This window comes from Micromonospora sp. WMMD734 (assembly GCF_049178975.1).
GTDB classification, from domain to species: Bacteria; Actinomycetota; Actinomycetes; order Mycobacteriales; family Micromonosporaceae; genus Micromonospora; species Micromonospora wenchangensis.
The window spans coordinates 7288736-7306839 of sequence record NZ_JBMHMK010000001.1 but is presented as its reverse complement, the minus strand read 5'-3'; the positions used below and the strand labels follow the sequence as shown (position 1 = coordinate 7306839).

Annotated in this window: 26 protein-coding genes; 13 read left to right on the top strand and 13 right to left on the bottom strand. The window is 71.7% G+C overall.

What is annotated here, in order from left to right; genetic code table 11:
• The 7 genes from ACN267_RS32255 to ACN267_RS32225 form a co-directional block, all read right to left on the bottom strand.
• On the bottom strand, positions 1-308 hold a 308-nt coding region (locus ACN267_RS32255), incomplete at its 3' end, for a hypothetical protein (RefSeq protein ID WP_421490360.1).
• The gene (locus ACN267_RS32250) at positions 305-649 is read right to left on the bottom strand and encodes a hypothetical protein (protein WP_421490358.1); all 345 of its coding nucleotides are present in this window, start codon (positions 647-649) and stop codon (positions 305-307) included. The genes ACN267_RS32255 and ACN267_RS32250, both read right to left, overlap by 4 nt.
• Positions 646-1269, bottom strand: coding sequence for a hypothetical protein (locus ACN267_RS32245; RefSeq protein WP_421490357.1), 624 nt, complete (start codon positions 1267-1269; stop codon positions 646-648). Before ACN267_RS32245 ends, ACN267_RS32250 begins: the two co-directional genes overlap by 4 nt.
• Positions 1266-1688, bottom strand: a complete 423-nt coding sequence (locus tag ACN267_RS32240) for a hypothetical protein (RefSeq protein ID WP_421490356.1) — start codon at positions 1686-1688, stop codon at positions 1266-1268. Before ACN267_RS32240 ends, ACN267_RS32245 begins: the two co-directional genes overlap by 4 nt.
• Positions 1685-4318 (bottom strand): phage/plasmid primase, P4 family, encoded by a 2634-nt coding sequence (locus ACN267_RS32235; RefSeq protein ID WP_421490355.1) that lies wholly within the window; start codon positions 4316-4318, stop codon positions 1685-1687. Before ACN267_RS32235 ends, ACN267_RS32240 begins: the two co-directional genes overlap by 4 nt.
• Positions 4315-4479 (bottom strand): hypothetical protein, encoded by a 165-nt coding sequence (locus ACN267_RS32230; RefSeq protein ID WP_421490354.1) that lies wholly within the window; start codon positions 4477-4479, stop codon positions 4315-4317. Before ACN267_RS32230 ends, ACN267_RS32235 begins: the two co-directional genes overlap by 4 nt.
• Positions 4469-4672 carry a helix-turn-helix domain-containing protein gene (locus ACN267_RS32225; protein ID WP_421490353.1) on the bottom strand — a complete coding sequence of 68 codons (204 nt, stop codon included), beginning with the start codon at positions 4670-4672 and terminating at the stop codon, positions 4469-4471. The genes ACN267_RS32230 and ACN267_RS32225 overlap by 11 nt, the downstream gene beginning before the upstream one ends.
• Positions 4673-4780: 108 nt before the next feature.
• Between ACN267_RS32225 and ACN267_RS32220 the strand changes: the two genes are divergently transcribed.
• A complete protein-coding gene (locus ACN267_RS32220) occupies positions 4781-5386 on the top strand; it encodes a hypothetical protein (RefSeq protein WP_421490352.1) in 606 nt (201 codons plus the stop codon).
• A 128-nt stretch (positions 5387-5514) separates the two neighbouring features.
• Here ACN267_RS32220 and ACN267_RS32215 read toward each other — a convergent pair whose 3' ends face one another.
• Positions 5515-6897, bottom strand: coding sequence for a recombinase family protein (locus ACN267_RS32215; protein ID WP_421490351.1), 1383 nt, complete (start codon positions 6895-6897; stop codon positions 5515-5517).
• 122 nt (positions 6898-7019) lie between these two features.
• Between ACN267_RS32215 and ACN267_RS32210 the strand changes: the two genes are divergently transcribed.
• The 12 genes from ACN267_RS32210 to ACN267_RS32155 all read left to right on the top strand — a co-directional run bounded on the left by ACN267_RS32210 (position 7020) and on the right by ACN267_RS32155 (position 13625).
• The gene (locus ACN267_RS32210; protein ID WP_421487633.1) at positions 7020-8027 is read left to right on the top strand and encodes a hypothetical protein; all 1008 of its coding nucleotides are present in this window, start codon (positions 7020-7022) and stop codon (positions 8025-8027) included.
• A 53-nt stretch (positions 8028-8080) separates the two neighbouring features.
• A complete protein-coding gene (locus ACN267_RS32205) occupies positions 8081-8347 on the top strand; it encodes a hypothetical protein (RefSeq protein ID WP_421487632.1) in 267 nt (88 codons plus the stop codon).
• Between the two features lie 90 nt (positions 8348-8437).
• Complete coding sequence (locus tag ACN267_RS32200; protein WP_421487631.1) at positions 8438-8599, top strand: hypothetical protein; 162 nt, start codon at positions 8438-8440, stop codon at positions 8597-8599.
• On the top strand, positions 8596-8946 hold the full coding sequence (locus ACN267_RS32195; RefSeq protein ID WP_421487630.1) for a hypothetical protein: 351 nt from the start codon (positions 8596-8598) through the stop codon (positions 8944-8946). The genes ACN267_RS32200 and ACN267_RS32195 overlap by 4 nt, the downstream gene beginning before the upstream one ends.
• Positions 8943-9134, top strand: coding sequence for a hypothetical protein (locus tag ACN267_RS32190; RefSeq protein ID WP_421487629.1), 192 nt, complete (start codon positions 8943-8945; stop codon positions 9132-9134). The genes ACN267_RS32195 and ACN267_RS32190 overlap by 4 nt, the downstream gene beginning before the upstream one ends.
• On the top strand, positions 9131-9991 hold the full coding sequence (locus ACN267_RS32185) for a DUF2637 domain-containing protein (protein WP_421487628.1): 861 nt from the start codon (positions 9131-9133) through the stop codon (positions 9989-9991). The genes ACN267_RS32190 and ACN267_RS32185 overlap by 4 nt, the downstream gene beginning before the upstream one ends.
• Positions 9988-10143 carry a hypothetical protein gene (locus ACN267_RS32180; protein WP_421487627.1) on the top strand — a complete coding sequence of 52 codons (156 nt, stop codon included), beginning with the start codon at positions 9988-9990 and terminating at the stop codon, positions 10141-10143. The genes ACN267_RS32185 and ACN267_RS32180 overlap by 4 nt, the downstream gene beginning before the upstream one ends.
• Positions 10143-10553, top strand: a complete 411-nt coding sequence (locus ACN267_RS32175) for a transcriptional regulator (RefSeq protein WP_421487626.1) — start codon at positions 10143-10145, stop codon at positions 10551-10553. The genes ACN267_RS32180 and ACN267_RS32175 overlap by 1 nt, the downstream gene beginning before the upstream one ends.
• A gap of 88 nt (positions 10554-10641) precedes the next feature.
• Positions 10642-10884: a hypothetical protein gene (locus ACN267_RS32170; RefSeq protein ID WP_421487625.1), complete on the top strand. Its 243-nt coding sequence runs from the start codon at positions 10642-10644 to the stop codon at positions 10882-10884.
• The gene (locus ACN267_RS32165) at positions 10881-11045 is read left to right on the top strand and encodes a hypothetical protein (RefSeq protein WP_421487624.1); all 165 of its coding nucleotides are present in this window, start codon (positions 10881-10883) and stop codon (positions 11043-11045) included. The genes ACN267_RS32170 and ACN267_RS32165 overlap by 4 nt, the downstream gene beginning before the upstream one ends.
• Positions 11046-11107: 62 nt before the next feature.
• Positions 11108-13261 carry an FtsK/SpoIIIE domain-containing protein gene (locus ACN267_RS32160; protein WP_421487623.1) on the top strand — a complete coding sequence of 718 codons (2154 nt, stop codon included), beginning with the start codon at positions 11108-11110 and terminating at the stop codon, positions 13259-13261.
• 109 nt (positions 13262-13370) lie between these two features.
• Entirely contained in the window at positions 13371-13625 is a 255-nt protein-coding gene (locus ACN267_RS32155) for a hypothetical protein (protein ID WP_421487622.1), read from the top strand.
• A gap of 63 nt (positions 13626-13688) precedes the next feature.
• Here the strand turns inward: ACN267_RS32155 and ACN267_RS32150 are convergent, their stop codons facing one another.
• Genes ACN267_RS32150 through ACN267_RS32130 form a run of 5 tightly spaced genes read right to left on the bottom strand, consistent with a single transcriptional unit; the run spans position 13689 to position 18059 of the window.
• Positions 13689-16913, bottom strand: a complete 3225-nt coding sequence (locus tag ACN267_RS32150; protein ID WP_421487621.1) for a phage tail tape measure protein — start codon at positions 16911-16913, stop codon at positions 13689-13691.
• A gap of 3 nt (positions 16914-16916) precedes the next feature.
• A complete protein-coding gene (locus tag ACN267_RS32145) occupies positions 16917-17120 on the bottom strand; it encodes a hypothetical protein (RefSeq protein WP_421487620.1) in 204 nt (67 codons plus the stop codon).
• A gap of 53 nt (positions 17121-17173) precedes the next feature.
• On the bottom strand, positions 17174-17434 hold the full coding sequence (locus tag ACN267_RS32140; protein WP_421487619.1) for a hypothetical protein: 261 nt from the start codon (positions 17432-17434) through the stop codon (positions 17174-17176).
• Positions 17431-17637: a hypothetical protein gene (locus ACN267_RS32135; RefSeq protein ID WP_421487618.1), complete on the bottom strand. Its 207-nt coding sequence runs from the start codon at positions 17635-17637 to the stop codon at positions 17431-17433. The genes ACN267_RS32140 and ACN267_RS32135 overlap by 4 nt, the downstream gene beginning before the upstream one ends.
• 35 nt (positions 17638-17672) lie before the next feature.
• Complete coding sequence (locus tag ACN267_RS32130; RefSeq protein ID WP_421487617.1) at positions 17673-18059, bottom strand: hypothetical protein; 387 nt, start codon at positions 18057-18059, stop codon at positions 17673-17675.
• Positions 18060-18104: the final 45 nt, after the last annotated feature.

Sequence of the window (18104 nt, the reverse complement as noted above, 5' to 3'; positions counted from 1 at the left end):
GTGATGCCGATCCGGTCAGCCGCTTCCGTCGTGGACAGCTCGCACGATGCCCCGAGTTCCGGCCGGTTCCGCTGGTCAGTTCCGTGATCGGAACCGGGGACGGCCTGTTGCCTCCACGCGGCGGCGGCGACCGCCAGGGCGACGAGCACCGCGTCGACCTCGGGGTCGGCACCGCGCTGTGCGGTGCGGACCTGCCGCAGGTTCGCGTGCCGCTCCAGCCAGGCGGCGACCCGGCCGGGCACAACCACTGTCGGGCCGTCGAGGCCGTGAACGTACGCGGCCGGGGGTCGCCATTCCCGTTCGGTCACTCGCCCGGCCCCCGGGTGTGGGTGAACGCCTCGGCGAGGTGCCGCACGATCCCCACCAGTTCCCGCCGCAGCACCCGCGCGGTGGCCGGGTGCAGGCCGGCGGCGGCGACCGTGGCAGTGATCCCGTCGACCACGGCCGGCGGCAGGGCCCGGTCGCGGTGCCCGGCCAGCCACGTCGTGCAGGTCGGGCACAGGTGGTGCGTGCCGGCGGGGGTGGGCGGCAGCGGCCCGCCGAGCCGGGACCGGTAGGCCACCGGCCCGTCGAGGGTGCGCGTCGTCCACCCGGCGGCGAGAGAGTCACCGGCGGCGGCCGGGCAGAGGACGCAGCGGAGGATGCTCACCGGCGTGCGCCTCGCCCCCGGCCCCGGCCGCGCGCACCTCGCGGCTTGCTCCGGCCACTGCCCGGCACCGGCCGCCCGGCGGTGACCGGGTGGCTGTCGACGGCAGGGGGCCGACAGCCGTCGCAGGTGCCGTACTGGTAGACCAGCGGGCCGAGCTGCACCATGCCCGGGTACACCCCGTCGCCGTGCTCCACCCCGGCGCACACCCGGCCGCAGGCGTCGCAGGTGCGGTCCCGGGCGCTGCCCCGGGCGAGCGCGGTCAGGTGCACGCAGCGGGAGCACACCACCAGGCGGGGCCGCCACGCGGCGGCGACGATGGGCTGCGGCCGGTCGGGGGTGGGCTGGTGCCGGCAGGTGACGGCCTGCCCGTCGACCCACGCGGTGAGGGTGTCGAGCAGTCCGAGGCGCAGCCACCCGGGCACGTCGGCGGTGGTCGGGTGGTGCCGCTGGTGGCCGTCGTAGGCTGCCCGGCCGACGGTGGTCATGAGGCGTAGGGCGTCGTCGGCGGCGGCGTCGACCTGGTCGACGTGCCCGGTGGGGGTGTGCGCCCGGACGTGCGCCATCAGTTCCTCGTACCGGGGGTGCAGCATCAACGCCTCCAGGGCGAGGGCGGGCGTCACCGGGCTGACCCTTCGGCGTCGGGCGTCGGGTCGGCGTCGGGGTGGTAAATCCGGTACGTGTGCGTGGGGCTGTCGCCGAAGTCGTCGACGAAGCCGCCCGGGTCGGCGTCGAGCGGCACGACCGTGCCGTCGGCCTTGAGCCCCCAGCCCACCAAGGGCTGCGACCACTCGCCACCGCTGGCGGTCTTCCACGCCACCCGCCACCCGCCAGCCGGCGCGATGGCGACAAGCTCGGAGTACGGGTAAGGCTCGACGCCGTCGAAGTCCCGGGACCTGTCCGCACGTACGAGTGCGCCGGTCTTCTCGCTGACGACCAGGGGGTGGCCCTCGTCGTCGAACGCGACGAGCGGCAGGTGGATGTGGTGGGTGGAGTTGGCGCGCTTGTACCGGGCGGCGAGCCCTCGGGGCGCTGGGATCATCGGGGTGCCTCGCAGTTCTGGTAGTGGGCGGCAGCGTCGTACGGCCATCCGCAGTCGGGGCAGGGAGGGGCCTCGTCCGGCCACAGGGAGGGGCCGGAAGCCCCGCCGAACATCGCTGTCGGTCGATGCTGCAAGGGGTGCAAGGCTGAATCCTGGAAACTCTCGCGCGTATAGGAATCTGCGTTCACCGGGATCTGCCTTGCATCCCTTGCACTCGCCTCTGCGGTGACGGCTTTCGCCTGCTCAGTGGCGGTGTCGCCGCCAACGGTGAAGCGGACGCCCAACCAAGCCATGTAGCGGTTTGACGGGCCTGGCCGGACCAAGCCGGGCATCGCCGGACGGCGGGACAGCCCCTCCCTGTGGGTGATCTGGCGCTTCTCGACCCGGTGCTTCTTCACCTCGTCGTGCTCGCCGAACCTGCTCGTGAACACCTTGTCCGACCACGCTCGGTGTCCGTGGTCGGACAGCCACTCCGTGAAGTCGCCGAGCAGTTCGGTGGAGATGACATGACTGTCCCGGTCCGGCACCAGGCGCTCGTCGATGTAGGCCAGCACCAGGTCGGATTCGGCCCGCCACGCGCGGGAGGCGTCCACGACCCGCTGCGGCATCTCCGGCATGACCCGGCCGGCCTGGTACCAGCGGTGCGCCCCGGCGACCATCCACGCCAATGCAGCCTCGCGGGCAGCCTCGGTGGCCGCCAGGCGCTCGCGCAGCGTGGGATCGCCGAGGCGGTCGTCAGGTCCGGTGATGTCTGCGGCGCGCTTGACGAACCGGTACGGGAACTGCGCCAACGCCAGCCGCCGCCACGTCCCGTGGTCGGTTTCCTCCACCAACGGCCGGTAGTTCGTCGACAGGAACAGGCTGTGCGTCGCCTTGAACGTGACCGAGTCCTGACGGATGTAGCGCGCCTCGATCTCCGGCGTGCCGACGACCTTCTTGAGCCGGCCGACGGACAGCCGCCGCGCCTCGGGCGTCTCCTCGATCAGCGCCAGCCGGGCCCCGCGCAGCTCCATCAGCTCGGTGGGGTGCGACCCGGCGTCGGCGAGCAGCACCCGGTCGGAGACAAGCACGTAGTAGCTGCCGAGCACCTTGCCGGCGGTGCCGAGCAGGGTCGTCTTGCCGTTCTCCCCGCCGCCCTGGTTGACCACCAGCACGTCGTCGGGCGTCATGTGGCCGGTGACGGCCTGGCCGAGGCGCACCTGGTACCAGTCGCGCACGTCATCAGGGATGGCCTGGAGCGCGGTGCTCCAGTCAGGGTGAACCGCGTCAGGCCGGTAGGCGACGGCGGTCATCTTGGTCATCAGCAGCGCGGGGTCGTGCGCCATCAGTTCCTTGGTGCGCAGGTTGACCACGCCCGACGGGGTGTTGAGCAGGTCGGGTTGCTGGTCGAAGTGCGCCGCGTCCTGGAGCAGGATGCCGCGCGCCAACGAGGCGATGGCGCCGATGCGGCCCCTGTTGAGCAGGGTGGACAGCATCTTGCGCCGGTCGCCGGTCGCCCCGTCCTGGACCTCGCTGGTGAACAGGTCGAGCACGTACTGGCGGACCACCTCGATGACGGCAGCCTCGGTGCTGCGACTCCACTGCTTCCCGTCCCACTCCATCCAGCCGAGCGCAGCCGTCCAGCAGAACCGGGCGCTGAGCACGCCGTCGCTGACCGTCTCGGCCATCCGGGCGTCGGACAGGTCATCGTCGGCGGGTTGCCGCTGACGCTGGCCGGGCACGGTGGCCTTGCGGCCGGGCTTGCCCCACGACCGGGCCACCTCGGCGTCGACGCGCCCGACGTACTTGGCGTGCCGTTCGCACCACGGGCCCATGACCGTGACGGCCTGGCCCTGGGTGAATCCGGCCTCGGCGAGTTCCCGCACGATCCGGTGGAACCGTTCGGACCGGTCGCCGGGGTCGGCGTCGAGCAGCTCGGCGACCCGGCGGGGCAGCGGCCCGTCGAGGGGTTCGGCGGTAGCCGCGGACAGGGCCGGCGCGGTCTTCACGGTGAGGGCGTCGGCGAGCCATCCGGGCAGCTCGGCGAACGGGGCGTCCCAGTCGTCCGGGGTGTAGACGGCCCCCGTCTCGTGGATGCTCCCGGGGCCGACGACGTACCCGTTGCGGCCTCGCACGTCGATGCCCTTGGGCAGGCTGCCGGTGGCGGTGGTGAACGGGCTGTCCAGCGGCACCCGGAAGTACAGGTGTCGGCCGCCGCCGGCCCGGCCGGTGCTGACGGTGAAGGTGCGCGGGATCGTGTGGCCGTGCTCGTCTGCGTACTTCTGGAAGACCCCCGGGGCGTCTTCGTCGATGACGAGCAGGCGGGACGCCCGGCAGTCGATGCCGTAGTTGCGGGTGGCCCCGGCGAAGTGGACTGCGATGTCAGCGACCTTGGAGCTGGACTCGATCGACCACTTCTTCACGACCGGGTGCTTGCCCCGCTTGGTGCAGGCGTCGGGGTCGTGGTCGGGGGTCCGCACGCCAGCACACTTCGGCAGTTCCGGGTGGTCAACGGGGAAGATGTAGCAGCCACGGTCGACCATCGCCAGCGCGCCGTCGAGCGTCGTACTCTCTTCGTAGGTCCCGCTGACCTGTTCGCCGCCCGCCTCCCGGCCTTCACCCCGGGGGCGGGCGTTCTGCATGGTGGTCATGCCGCTTCGGCCTCCCGTCGCTGGACGGGTGCCGGCCGGGTAACGGCCTGCGCGGCGGGCCGGAGCAGAGCGGCCAACCGGATCAGCAGTGCGTCGGTCGGCGGCGGGGCGGCATCAACGAGCCGCCGCACGTAGTCGGCGTGCGGGTAGTCAGGCTGCATCGGTGGTCACCGCCTCGCCGAGCTGTCGGGCGAGGTACGCCCGTGCGGCCTCCGGGGGGATGCGGCGCAACGCACCGATCTTCACCGACTGGAGTTCGCCGGAGTCCATGAGCTTGTAGATCGTGCTCCGGCCGCACTGGAAGAGTTCGCAGACCTGATCGACGGTGTAGAGCCGGGTGTCCGTGGTCGCCACGTCCATACCTCCGAGGGGATGCGCGGCTTGACCGAGTAAGCCGCGCTGATCTTCGGTTGTAGGGAAGCACGTCCGCCCCCGTATGCGCAAGTAGCTCAACTTACGCGCATGTCCGGCGTTGCTTGCGCGGCGAAGTCGCGCGGTGCGATGCTGGCCGGCATGCGTTGGGTGGAGTTCGGCTCGCAGGGCTGGGTGCGCGTGAACGGCCTGAGCGACGGTGACGAGAAGTTCGTGGTGATCGCCAAGACCAGGGAATGGGAGGGCCGCAGGGTCATTGCCGACCTGGTCATCAGTGCCGGCGGCGGGCCGCCTGGGGTTACCGCCGGAAAGCTGAAGGCGGTGCCGATCGGCTGGATTGAGAGCGCGATCAACACCCCCGAAGCCCTGACTTGGCTGGCCCAACAGGACAGCGAAGACCCGAACGCTGACCCGACCCGGGAAGCTCTGAACAAGCGCAAGCGCGACTACTTCGAGCAGCTGCGGCCGTTCAGCACAGAGGAACTGCCGAAGCTGGTCCGCCCGGACGGGACGAACCCGGACGGGTTCTATCGTCTGGTCGCTGCGGCGTACGTGGCGGCGGTAGCCAGCTCGGGCAAGCCCGCTGCGGTGATCGCTGAGCGGAGCGAGGTGCCGGTGGCCACTGTCCACCGTTGGATTGCCGAGGCTCGGCGGCGGGGCTTCCTGCCGCCGGCTCGGAAGGGCCGCGCCGGGTGATACGCGGGCACGGCAGGGCCTAAGATCCTGCATGGGTCTGCTCGCCTTCTTGGGGGATGAGCGGATCAAGTCGTCCCCGGCAGGCGCTGGAATCGCCTCGCCGGGGGCGCATTCAGTTGTGGGTCAGGTCAGTACTTCCATTCGATCTCAACCCGCTCGGGCCGGAAGATGCGTTGACCACGGCCGGTCGGGTGCACCTTGACCACCATGAGCAGGTCGACCACTTCTCGGCGGAGGGCTACGGGCATCTGCGCCCAGGCCTCGCCGATGTCGGGCCGGGCGACGTCGCGGAGGATCTGCGGCACCCTCGCCGAGTACGCCCGGCGCTCGGCCGCGTTGATCTCGCCGAGCAGCCTCGCTTCGATCTTCGCTAGGCCAGCCGGTGAGATGTTGCCGGCGGCGGACGCCGCGTAGAACGCCTCCAGGCGAGTACGCATCTCGGCCGCTTCACCCTCGGCCCGCTTGGCTTCGTCGTCCTGGTGGGGGGCAGCGAGCACCTTGATGACGTCCGGCCGGGCCAGCCACTCAACGACGATGGCCTCAACGAACTCTTCCAGATTGGTCGTCTTCACCGAGACGCAGAACCCTCGCGTGCACAGGTAGGCGAAGTGGGTCCGGTTCTTCTGCACACGCATCCGCGATCCGCAGGCGCCGCACCGTGCAGCGCCGGACAGCAGGTGCTTCACGGTGGTGTCGCGGACGGTCTTACGCCTGGGGTCGTCCATCCGCACCTTGCAGTTGATGTAGTCGGCTTCGTCGAGAATTGCCGGCCACTGCCCTTCGCCGATGACCTGCCCCCGGTGGACCCGCTGCCCGATGTACGCGGGGTTGGTGACTACTCGGCGAACCTGGGTCAGGTCCCACTGCCCGCCGCGCGGTGCGGTGATACCTCGGGCGTTGAAGTCCAGCGCGACGGCACGGCAGGGTTCGCCGGCGGCGACGCGGCGCGCGGCTTCGCGGATGACCTCGGCCTGCTCGGTGTTGATGACCTGGCGGACGAAGTTGCCTCGCTCGTCGTACTCGCGCAGGTAGCCGTAGAGCAGCTTCCCGTGGGGGCGGCCGGCGGCGGCGGCGCTGCGGACGCCGCGTAGCACCCGGTCGCGGGTGACGTCAGCCTCGCGTTCGGCGAGCAGCGCGTCGAGGCCGGTGTTGAACCGGTCGTCCGTGCGGCTGAGGTCGTACGTACGACCCGAGTAGGAGTAGAGGATTCCCCGGTCGGCGCAGAGGTCGCGCAGCTTGAGGTAGTCCGCCAGGTCCCGCTGGGCGCGCGAGCCCTCCCACAGCACGAGCACGTCAACCGGGTGTTCGGCCAGGTAGTCGCGCAGCTTGAGGTAGTCGGGCCTGGGGCGCTTGCTGTGCCGGCTGGCGCTGCGGTCGTTGTCGCAGAACACCCGGTCGACGGTCCACCCTTGGCGCTCGCAGAGCTGGCGGCATTCGGCCTCTTGGTCCTCGACGGACCGGCCAGTCTCCCGGGGATCGGAGCTGACCCGCGTGTAGATGACGGCTTTCACGACTCGGGACACTACAGGGTTGACGAGTCGTTGTCACCTGTGGTTGTCTTGCAAACAGGTAAGTGAGGGCGAGCGATTCCAGCGCGAACCCTCATAGGCACCCTCCAAGAAGGGCTGGTCACATGACCATTTCGGCCATCCGCCCTGTCCGCTCGACGGACAGGATCATCGACGCTGACACCACCAACCTGACCGCGATTCCCCGCCCCCGGCCGTCCGCCGAGCAGGTGGACCGGTTCCCGATCAACTCCGCGTACCGCCGCCGCAACCTGGACCGGGCGGCGCAGGCGTTCGGCTTGGCGACCGCCCCCGGTGCGACGCTCCCGGCCGTCGCCGCTCTGCTGGGCGTCACCCCGGGCGACGCGCACCAGCTCTGCCTGAACTTCATCGCCGGCCAGCCGGACTGGACGGCCGAGCAGCGGCGGGTCGCCGCCGCGTCGCTGCCGGCCGACCCGGAGCTGTGCCCGGCCTGGTGCACGGCCCGGGGTCAGGACCACCACGACGGGGCCGAGCCGTTGCACTCCCGCACCCTGCTCGACCTGCTCTCCGGTGACGGTGCGGTCGTCAACGAGCGGGTGAACATCCGGCTGAACCTGGAGCAGGTCGAGGCCCCGGAACTGCCCGGCGGTGTCGACCCGGCGCTGGCCATCCTCGAGATGGTCAGCTCGGACGGGCAGATGGGCGCGTCGGCGTCGCTGATGCTCGACCAGGCGGGCCGGCTCGGTCGCGCCCTGGTCGCCGCCGAGCACCTCGGCACGGCCCCGTCCGCGCCCCGGGCGGGCCGGCCGGCGGACTGCCCGCCGTGGTGCGCCACCGACCACACCGGCGAGCTGGCCGAGGTCGACGGGTTCTCCATCGGTGCCGGCCACGAGCGGCGTCTCGCCGAGCTGACCGCCGCCGACGGGGTGTCGCTGGACGACCCGGCCACGGCGACGGTGCTGGTCGAGTCGTGCACCGAGCAGGGCCGGGTCACCATGCCGGCCCGGGTCCTGCTGTCGGTGTGCGAGGGCAGCGAGGGCGCCTACGCGGGCGGTGAGGGCGTCCAGGGTTGGGCGGGCACCCCCGACCAGGCCGAAGCGTTGGCCGCCGCCCTGCTGGCCGCCGCCGCAACCGCCCGCGTCTCCCGCTGATGGCCGCCGGGCCGGTCGTCGACCGGGACCTGTGCCCGCCGTGGTGCGTGCGGGTGCCCCACACGCCGACGCCGCACGTGCACCTGTCCGAGCCGGTGCAGTTGCTGACGGAGTTGACGCGGACGGTCGTGCAGTTGGAGGCGGCCGACGGGCAGGAGACGTACGTGTCGGTGTCGCACTGGCAGGCCCGGTTCGGCCCGTCCGACGAGCCGGCCGGCGCGGAACCCGACGACCTGGTGGTGCTCGACCTGGCGTCGGCCGCGTCGCTGGCCGGTGCGATCGCCTCCCTGATCGGCCGGGAGCTCGGCCCGCCCCGGTAGCCGTTCCCCGGCGGGGCCGACCTCGCCCCGGCCCCGCCGGGCCCCCTCTCTCACCTCTCGTCTTCCCCCTCACCTGAGGAGGTGCCCGTCATGGGCGCATTCGTTGACCGCCTGGTGAAGCGGACCGTGTTGGTCTGCGCCGTTCTCGCCGGGCTGGCCGCCTACACCAACCACACGACGCAGCCTTGCCCACCCACCTCGGTGGGTGCCGCCGGGATGTGCGTCTCGACCTCCCTGGAGATGACCCGATGAGCAGCCTTCCTGACCCGCGCCGCGTCGCGTTCGACCTGGCCGCCGCCGGTGTCGCCACCGGCCTTCCCGTTCCCGCCCGCGTCGAGGTCGGTGACGTCACCTGCAACCACGGTGACCTGACCCTGCACTTCGGCGACGACCGGCAGGCCGACGCCGACCGGTGGGCCGCCTGGCTGAACATGCCCCGCCCGGTGCTGGCCGGCCACGGACCGATCGAGTCCGCGCACCGCTGGTTCAAGCCGTACCGGACCACGACCCGCGACCACGAGGTGACCCGGCAGCGGGTGACGGTGCAGACGTACGTCACCGTCCCGGCCCCGGCCGACGTCGAGGCGGTGGCCAGGTGAACCCGCTGCTGCTGATCCTGCTCGGCGGCCCCGTCGCCATCGGCGGCCCGCTGGCCGTCGCTATCGCCCTGTGCGAGCGGCACGCCGACCAGACCGCCGCCGCGATCCGCGCCCAGCACGCCGAGCCGGCACCCGCCCCGGCGCAGCGCCCGACCACGACCATCCGCCCGAAGGAGCTGACCCGATGACCGCACCCGCCAGCATCCACCCCCGCACCATCGACGACCTGTACCCGGGTGCCCTCGCCCTCACCGACCAGCTCGGCGAGGTGCCGTCGCGCAACCGGCTGATGAAGGAGTTCCGCATCGGTGTGCCGAAGGCGACCGAGCTGCGTGAGCGGCTGATCGCCCAGGTCGCCGCCGACCCGCTCAGGTGGGAGCGTGTGGAGGTCGACGAGCAGCCGGCGGACCCGTGGCTGTACGCCGAGCCGATCGGCCCAGACCCGCTGCCGGCACCCGTCGAACCCGAGCCCGTGCCGGCGGACGAGCCGGACCAGGCCGAGGCGGACGGCTCCCGCAGGTGGTTCCGCCGCCGTCCTCGGCCGGAGGTGTCGCCGCAGGTCCGGGTGGACGGACACCCGGGTACGCCCCCGGTCGTCAAGGTACCCGCGCTGGCCGTCAAGTCGACCCCGCCCGGGGCCGCTGAGCGGGTGTCGCTGGTGCGCATCCGGTGGGGTGTGCGTCTGGTGCTGGCCCTGGGTGTCGCCGCCTCCATCGCCGGGAACGTGCTCCACGCCCGCGACGAGATCATCAGTCAGGTCATCTCGGCGTGGTCGCCGCTGGCCCTGCTGCTGACCATCGAACTGATCTCCCGGGTGCCCGTGCACTCCCGCCGGCTGGCGGTCGGCCGGTGGGCGGCGACCGCGCTCATCGCCGGGATCGCCGCGTGGGTGTCCTACTGGCACATGGCGGCGGTGGCCGCCCGCTACGGGGAGACGAACGGCTCGCAGTACCTGCTGCCGCTGTCGGTCGACGGCCTGGTGGTGGTGGCGTCCATCTGCCTGGTGGAGCTGGGCGGCCGGATCGCGTCGGCGGTGAAGCGATGAGCAAGCCGACCGTCCCGAACACGATCACCGACCGGCAGCACGCCGAGCTGGCCCGGCGAGCGCAGAAGGCCAACCCGCAGATGTTCACCCCCGAGGCGATCCGGCAGCGGCTGGCGTCGCAGGCCCAGCAGCGAAAGGCGGAGCAGAGCTGATGACCACCGCCGACTTCGCCGCCGCGTTCGCTGCCCTGTACGCCGCTCACCAGGTCGCCGACCACTGGGTGCAGACCCAGCCTCAGGCCGACCGCAAGGGCCTGCCGGGCTGGGCTGGCCGGATCGCCTGCGTCGCGCACGTGGCCAGCTACACCCTGACCGCCGTCGTGGCCCTGGCCCTCGTCGCCGCGGCCACCGGGTGGCGGCCGAACCTGCTGGCCGTCGCCGCCGGCCTGACGGTGAGCGCGGTCAGCCACTACGCCGCCGACCGGCGCACCCCGCTGCGCCGGCTGGCCGACCTGCTCGGCAAGGACCCGCACTGGCTGGAGCGCGGGGGTGGCCTGTACGCCCTCGACCAGTCCTGGCACGTCGGATGGCTGTTCGTCGCGGCCCTGCTCTGCGCGGTCTGACCGCCCCCGTCGCCGCCGGCCCATCACCCGGCGGCGGTGGAGGCCGCCAGAACCCCTGGCCGCCCCAACCCCCGGAAGGACGCCCGTCATGGCGATCAGCGCCTGCTCCACCTGCGGCACCACGACGATGCGCAGCACGGCCGTTGACCACACCGGCACCCTCGCCACCTGCAAGAACGGCCACATGAACTTCGACCCGACCAGCAAGAGCGACACCCCGATCAGCACCGGCAAGGTCAAGACGAAGGGCCAGTCCGCGATCGGCAACGGCGCCACCGTCATCGGCCACGTCGACGGCGACTACCGCAAGGACAAGAAGAAGGGGAAGTGACCATGCCCAAGCCCACCATCCGTGACCTGGAGCGGGACCTGACCGCCGCGAAGGGCGACCCGCAGAAGCACCGGGAGGTCCGCGACCAGATCCGGGACGCCGGCCTGCCGCACCTCGCGGCCGAGCTGGACCGCATCGCCGCCACCGACCCGCAGAACTGACCCACCGCGGTGCCCGGCCACGCCCGGCCGGGCACCGCATCCCCACGGAGGAGAGCACCAGCATGACCGACCAGATTCACGCCGACGACCTGGAGCAGGTTGTCCCCGCGCCCCGGGCGGGTGAGCAGGGCGCCTACGAGCCGCGCGGCGAGCAGGTCGCCGTCATCGGTGGCCGTGAGGACGGGCCGCCGGTGGACCCGCCGCGCACGTCGACCACGTTCGCCGACATCACCGCCCGGCACGCCCGTGACCGCAAGCCGATCGTGCCCGCGTCGCTGCGGTCGGCCGCCGGCCGTCACGCGCTGATGGTCGAGGCGGTGTCGTTCGTGACGTACTCGGCGGCCATCCACGCCACCCGCTCCCCGAAGTACGCCGCCAAGATGGCCTGGTACGCGCCGATCGGCCTGGCCCGGATCACCGGGAAGGGCATTCACTGGTGCCTGGACCTGGAGGGGTTCGGTATCCGGCAGAACGCCGCCAGCCGTAACGACGTCGGCGACTACCTGGCCCTGTCCCGGCAGCGTGACCGGCGCGTCGGCGGCCGGGTGTGGCTGGCCGTGCCGGTGGTTCTGTTGCTGGTCGTGGTGGCCGGGCTGCTGGTGTTCGTCGCCCCCTGGTGGGCGCAGGCCCTCGCCGCCGCCCTCGTGGTGCCGATCCTGGCCCGGGTCGGCCGGCCGATCGACGCGCCGATCCTGGACCGGGTGTTCAACGCCGAACGGTTCATCCGGTTGACCGCCGGCCTGACCCGGGCGGCGATCATGGCCTGCAACGTGAAGGGCATCAAGAACCCGGGTGACCTCAAGTTCATGCGGGACATCTACCGGGCCGGCCCCGGGCATGAGGCCCTGGTGCTGCTGCCCGCCGGGGTGCTCGCCACCGACGTCATCGACGAACGCGACCGCCTCGCGTCGGGGTTCCGGCTGCCGAAGTCGCAGGTGTGGCCGTCGACCGTCGAGGGTGAACACCCGGGGGTGCTGTCGATCTGGGTGGCCGACAAGCCCGTCAGCAGCATGCGCGCCCCGGCGTGGCCGCTGCTCGACGGCGGCACCTTCGACTACTTCACCGGCACGTTCGTCTACGGCCACGACGAGCGGATGCGACCCGTCACCTACAGCCTCGCGGAGAAGAACAGCCTGTTCGCCGGCATCCCCGGCTCGGGCAAGACGCTCGCCGCCCGGGTGGTGCTGCTCGCCGCGATCCTCGACCCCCTGGTCGTCACCGCCGTCTTCGACTTCAAGGGGTCCGGCGACGTCGACTGCTTCCAGCCCCTGTGCCCGGATGGGCTGTTCGGGTCGGGTGCCGACGAAGTGACGAAGGCCGCCGGCCTGGCCGCCCTGGAATGGCTACTGACCGAGTGCGACGAACGCGCGCCGCTGGTCCGCAAGTACGCCGCCCAGGGCATGAACACCGTCAACAAGGTCAACCGGGCCATGGCCGAACACGACGCCCGGTTGCGGCCCCTGGTGGTGTTCCTCGACGAGCTGCAAGAGCTGCTGACCGACCCGAACCACGGCAAGCGGGCGAAGTTCCTCCTGACCTCCATCATCAAGCGGGGCCGGGCGTTGGGCATTCACGTCATCTTCGCCACGCAGCGCATCGACAAGGAAAGCGTGCCCCGGGGCATCAGCAGCAACATCGCGTTGCGGACCTGCCTGGCCGTCACCTCCCACACCGAGACTGACCTGGTGTTGGGCACCGGCAGCTACGCCCGTGGCGCGCGGCCGACCGAGTTCGAGCCGGGCGACTCCACCGGCCCGAAGGACTCCGGGTGGGGGTACCGGGCCGGCGCCGGCCCGACCCGGCCGTGCCGGTCGGCGTACGTCGACAACCCGGCCGCCGAGCGGGTCGTCGCGCGGGCGTTGGAGATGCGCCGCGGTGAGAAGCCCGTCGAGGTGCCCCGCGTCGCCCTGCGGAACCTGCTCGCCGACGTCCGGCAGGTCTGGTTCGAGGGCGAAGAGGCGATCTGGTCGGAACTGATCGTGCCCCGCCTCCAGGCCCTCGACCCGGCGGCGTACGCCGATCTGACCGTCGAGGTGTTCGGGGCGTGGATGGCGAAGGCCGGCGTGCAGACCGAGTCGCTGAACCGGCGCATCGACGCCACCTCGACGAAACGGGCCACCCGGGCGGGGGTCCGACTGGCCGCCCTGGAGGCCCGGATCGCCGCCCGCAACGCCGAGACGGTCGCCGGGACAGACCTCGCGGAAGTCGACTCCTGATAGCCCCACCGGGGGCTAGCGCTAGCCCCCCTGCTAGCACCACTGAGCAGGGAACTAGCCGCTAGCCCCCACCGGGCACCACACCACGATTTCGGCCCCTGGAGGCGTTGTGAGAGGCGTACTGACGGCTACCGCTATCACCCTGGCGGCCCTGGCCTGGTATCCGCTGTCCTGCCTGTTCCACCCGCTGCGCGACTGCTGGTGCTGCAAGGGCGCCGGCGTGCACCGACCCACCGACGACCAGGGCCGGCCCCGGCGCATCGCCCGACCCTGCCGCTGGTGCAAGGCCACCGGCAAGCGGTGGCGCATCGGCCGGCGGATCTGGAACCGGATGCGCGCCCGACACCGCGAAGCGACCCGCTGATCCCTGAACACGCCGCTGCCCCCGACTGTGCTGGTCGGGGGCAGCGGCGTGTTCGCGTCAGGCTCACCGCGCGTAGAGATCGGCCTGACGCCCGATGATGTGCGACACCTCCATGGCGATCTCCCTCGGGGAACGGGTGCCCCCGTTGATCGTGAAGTGGTTGACCACACTCACCTGCTGAGCACCGCCACCGGCCCGCGCTGGCCCCGGCTGCCACGGGGTGACCCACTCCGGTGCCCGCTCGGCGAAGCTGTAGGTGCGACCCGAGTTGATGCCCACACCGAATACCGGCTCAGCGATCAACCCGCCATTGGCCATGGCGATGTGGTCGTGAGCGTTGCCGCCCGCCCAGTTGTGCTGGTTCCACACCGCACCGGTGTAGGTGTGCCGCCGCCCGTTGTGGATGTTCAGGTCATTCCAGGGGCTGATCAGCTCCTTGGTGCGGGCCATGTAGTGCCGGTTCCACCACACCGCCAGCTCCCGGCTGGGCGGGAAGTCGACGGCCCGGTTCAGCGCGTGGTACGACCGGGTGCCCGACAGGGTCGTGGCACCCGGCCGGTACGTGCTGATCGCCTGCAAGTGCGGGAACGCCGCCTTCACCGCAGCGACGATCGCCGGCCCGGTCGCGCCGCTCGTCGGGATGCCCGGCGTCACCACCTCGGCGACCTCCGCCCGTGACGGGATGCGGGTCTTCGTCGTCGTGGTCCGGTACGGCCACACCTGCCCGCCGCCGTCGTACCCGGGCAGCTGCCCGGTGGCGTTCATCTCGTCGAGCAGACCCGGATGCCGGCGCTCGATCTTGCCCCGGGACTCCTTCTTGATGACGAACTCGTCGGCGTGCACCACACCCGCCGGCTGGTACTTCTCGCCCGGCCCGGTCCAGCCGCCCGCGTGGTAGTCCTTGCCCTGGATCGGGCCCTGGAATCCCACCGGGATGGTGCCCTTCTTCAGGGCCTGCTGGTAGGTCGACAGCCGCTTCAGGCGGTCCATGGTCGTCGGGTAGCCGGTGAGCGACACGTTGGCCTTGTAGGTGCCCTCGTACTTGTCGGCGGCGCTCTTCGCCGTGCGGAACTGGCCGGCGACATCCTTGATCTGGCTTTCGGTCAGCCCGGCCGCCTTCAGGGTCTGCCGCAGCGCCGGGGTCATCTTCCCGTCGAACGTGCCGCTGAGCACGCCGGCCTGTTCCTGGAGGCCGATGGCCGCGAGCGCCAGCTTCCGGGTGGCCTCCTGGGCTTCGTCGCTGTTCCGGCCGTGCTCCTTGACCGCCTTCGCCGCAGCCTTCTGCGCCTCGGTCAACTTCTGCTGGGCATCGAGCAGCCCGAAAACCGGATCAGCCTCGGCGCGCATCATCTCGGACAGGGCAACCAGGGCCTCACGCTGCCCGGTCGCCGCCGAAGCGGCTGCGTCGGCGGCCGTCTTGTATTCCTTCGTCGCACCGGTCAGGGAGCTGGTCGGGGACACCGTTTTCGAGGCCGCCGCCGCCGTGGTTTCCAGGGCCGCCGCGTACGCCGGGAACTGCTTGCGCACCTCGTCGACCGACACGCCGTCGGCCGCCACGCTCGCCGCCAGCCGGTCGAACGCGGCCCGCGCCTCATCCGCCTTGCCGCCCTGGACGAGCTGCGCGAACGCCTGATCCATGGCGTCGACCCGCTCCCGGGTCCGCGCCATGCTCGTGTTCGTTCCCTCCAGCGCTTCACCCAGCACCGGGATGCTCTCCAGCCGGTCCTGAATCCACCGCGCCGAGCCTCGCCGGTCGTTGTCTGCGTCGGCGAGGAACTTGAAGCCCACCGCCAGGTCCTTCATGTCGTCGCCCAGCAGACGCGCCGACTCGCCCGCGAGAGCACCCGACTGGCCCCACTTCGCCAAGCCAACACCCAGCGCTTCGATCTGCGGATTCAGGTCACTCTGGGCCGATGAGACGACCGCGGACGCGGCCTCCAGGGCGACGAACGCGACCGCCGCCCTGCCGGCCCACTTCGTCGTCACCTCCAACCCCCGGGCGGCCCGCTGCCCGTTCGGGCCGACCTGCCGCAGCTCGTCGAGCATGTCCGCCGTCGACCGGCGCACCCGCACCCAACCCGAGCCGAGCAGCAGAGCCGCCCCCGACAAGCCCGCCACCACCGTCAACGTCGAGCCCACCGCCGGAGGCAACTCGGCCAGCTCGTCGACGAACGCCCCGGTGCCCTGCGCCAGCAGCCGCAGCCCGTCGTTCGCCCCCGATCCCGCCTCGATGGCCATCGTCTCCAGTGACCCGCGTAGCTTCTCGACGTCCCCGGCCAGGTTGTCCATCTTCTTCGCCGCCACGTCGGCAGCGGCGCCCTGGTCGTCGACCGCCGCCACGTAGTCACGTAGGCCCTGCTCGCCCACGCTGTAGAGCACGTTCGCCGCGCGCATCGCGTCCGCGCCGAAAATCTGCGCCAACGCGGCGTTGCGCTGCTCCTGGGTGAGCCCACCCAGGGCCTTCTGAAGCTGCCCGGCCAGCTTCACCGTGCCGACGAAGTTCCCGCTGGTGTCGTACGCCTTGATGCCCAGTTCCTCCATCAACCCGGCGGCCTTGTCCGTCGGGGCCTGCAACATCATCAGCATCGTCTTCAAGCTGGTGCCGGCATCCGAGCCGACAAGGGCCCGGTCGGCGAACGCGGCCAGCGTGCCGACGGTTTCCTCAAGGCCGATATCCGCGGCGTCGGCGGCCAGGCCGCCCTGTTTCAACGCCTCGCCCATCTCGTGCACGTCGGTGGCGCTCTTGTTGGCCGCCGCCGCCAACACGTCGGCGATGTGGCCGACGTCGGCACCCTTCAACCCGAACATGTTCATGGTCTTCGCCGAGATGTCGGCGGCCTCGGCCAGGTCGAGGGTGCCGGCGGCGGCCAGCGACAGCGACCCCGTTAGGGCGCCGCCCAGGATCGCCGACGTCGACAGGCCGGCCTTCGCCAGCTCGGCCTCAGCCTTGGCCGCCTCCGTCGCGCTGAACGCCGTATCCGCACCCGCCTGCAACGCGGCAGACCGCAACCGTTCCATGTCCCCGGCGGTGGCGTTGGACACCGCCGACACCTCAGACATCTGCTTCTCGAAGTCCATCGTGAACTTCGCCGCAGCCCCCGCCAGCCCCAGCAGACCGGCCCCGGCGACCACCGCACCATCACCCACCGAGTCCAGGGCGTGGCGGTTCTTGCCGGCCTTGTCCATCTCGCCGATCAGGTCCCGGGTCGCACCCTTCGCCTGCCGCATCCCCGCCATGTAGCCGGACACCTCAGCCTGAAGGCGCACCCCGACCGTTCGTAGCGCCATCCCCTACCCCTCTCCCTGGCACCGCTGCGGCATCACGCCGTACGCCTCGCGGCACGTCTTCCCGATCCGGTAACAGCCGTTCTCGGCGCACCACACCGCCCGCGCCGCCCGCAACGCCTCCAGGTCGCGCCCCAGGTCATCCGTGGTCACCGGGTCGTCAGGAGCCCGGCCGGCCACGTGCCGCAGCCCGACCCCGAGATTGCGCACCCACAACGGCACCTCACGGGTAGGGCGGTCCGGCTCCGGTGGCTTCCTGCGCTTCACCGGCCACCCCCCACCGGGCGGAACGTCGCCGCGTAGTCCCGGCCGTTCACCCGGCACCACTCCCGACGGGCCTGCAACCAGAGGCGGAACGCGCCCACCGACCGCCACATCGACACCTCAGCCGGCGGCACCCACACCGGGACCGGCTCGGCGGCGACCTGCGGCAGGAACGTCGACACCCCGCGCATCGACCGAAGATGCTCCGGCACCTCGGCGGGTGCCGCCTGGTGGGCCGCGAGCAGGTCGCGTCGCCTCACCGGGCCACCGCCCGATGCCGGGTCAACGACCACCAGGCGGCCCGCTGGCCCCGCTCGGCCAGCCAGGCCCGGCCGGCGTCCGCCCACCGCCGGTGAGCCTGGATCTCCCGCCAGCGGGCCGACCCGAACGCCCACCCGGGCGGCGGCGGACCCACCCCCGCCGACCACCGGGCCGGCTCGAACGTCCGCAGCCAGGCAGGCACCCCATCCACCCCCGCCGGCAGCTCCACACGACGCCTCACGACGCCCGCCCGCCCCGGATCGAGTACACCCCGCGGGTGCCTGTACGCCGCTGCGGCCGACGCCCCTGCACCTGGTCGCCTTCCTCGTCGCCGGCCGGCATCCGCAGCGCCGCCACCAACCGGGCCAACGCGATCCGCTGCTGCCTGGCCTCCACCGCCGCCGGGTGCGCCTTCAACCCCTGCGGCGAGTCGATCACCGCCCCGTCCGACCGGACGCGCCTCTCCAGCTCGTCGAGCAGGTCAACCGTGCGGACCGCCTCCACCAGAAGCGCCAACTCGTGCTCGTCGAGGTCGTAGTCACCGGTCACCGACTCCCACAACCGGCGGCCCGGAGCACGCAACCCGGACGGCGCACGCAGCTTCCCGTCATCACCCTTAGTCACGATTGATCCCTATTCGTTCCAAGGTCGACTTGTTTCAGGGTGCCC

Bases quoted from the DNA above. Each gene is read 5' to 3' on its own strand.
- ACN267_RS32220 (WP_421490352.1), top strand. From the start codon at position 4,781: ATGTCCGGCGTTGCTTGCGCGGCGAAGTCGCGCGGTGCGATGCTGGCC.
- ACN267_RS32230 (WP_421490354.1), bottom strand. From the start codon at position 4,479: ATGCAGCCTGACTACCCGCACGCCGACTACGTGCGGCGGCTCGTTGAT.
- ACN267_RS32185 (WP_421487628.1), top strand. From the start codon at position 9,131: ATGACCGCACCCGCCAGCATCCACCCCCGCACCATCGACGACCTGTAC.
- ACN267_RS32240 (WP_421490356.1), bottom strand. From the start codon at position 1,688: ATGATCCCAGCGCCCCGAGGGCTCGCCGCCCGGTACAAGCGCGCCAAC.
- ACN267_RS32210 (WP_421487633.1), top strand. From the start codon at position 7,020: ATGACCATTTCGGCCATCCGCCCTGTCCGCTCGACGGACAGGATCATC.
- ACN267_RS32150 (WP_421487621.1), bottom strand. From the start codon at position 16,913: ATGGCGCTACGAACGGTCGGGGTGCGCCTTCAGGCTGAGGTGTCCGGC.
- ACN267_RS32160 (WP_421487623.1), top strand. From the start codon at position 11,108: ATGACCGACCAGATTCACGCCGACGACCTGGAGCAGGTTGTCCCCGCG.
- ACN267_RS32170 (WP_421487625.1), top strand. From the start codon at position 10,642: ATGGCGATCAGCGCCTGCTCCACCTGCGGCACCACGACGATGCGCAGC.
- ACN267_RS32180 (WP_421487627.1), top strand. From the start codon at position 9,988: ATGAGCAAGCCGACCGTCCCGAACACGATCACCGACCGGCAGCACGCC.
- ACN267_RS32175 (WP_421487626.1), top strand. From the start codon at position 10,143: ATGACCACCGCCGACTTCGCCGCCGCGTTCGCTGCCCTGTACGCCGCT.
- ACN267_RS32195 (WP_421487630.1), top strand. From the start codon at position 8,596: ATGAGCAGCCTTCCTGACCCGCGCCGCGTCGCGTTCGACCTGGCCGCC.
- ACN267_RS32235 (WP_421490355.1), bottom strand. From the start codon at position 4,318: ATGACCACCATGCAGAACGCCCGCCCCCGGGGTGAAGGCCGGGAGGCG.
- ACN267_RS32200 (WP_421487631.1), top strand. From the start codon at position 8,438: ATGGGCGCATTCGTTGACCGCCTGGTGAAGCGGACCGTGTTGGTCTGC.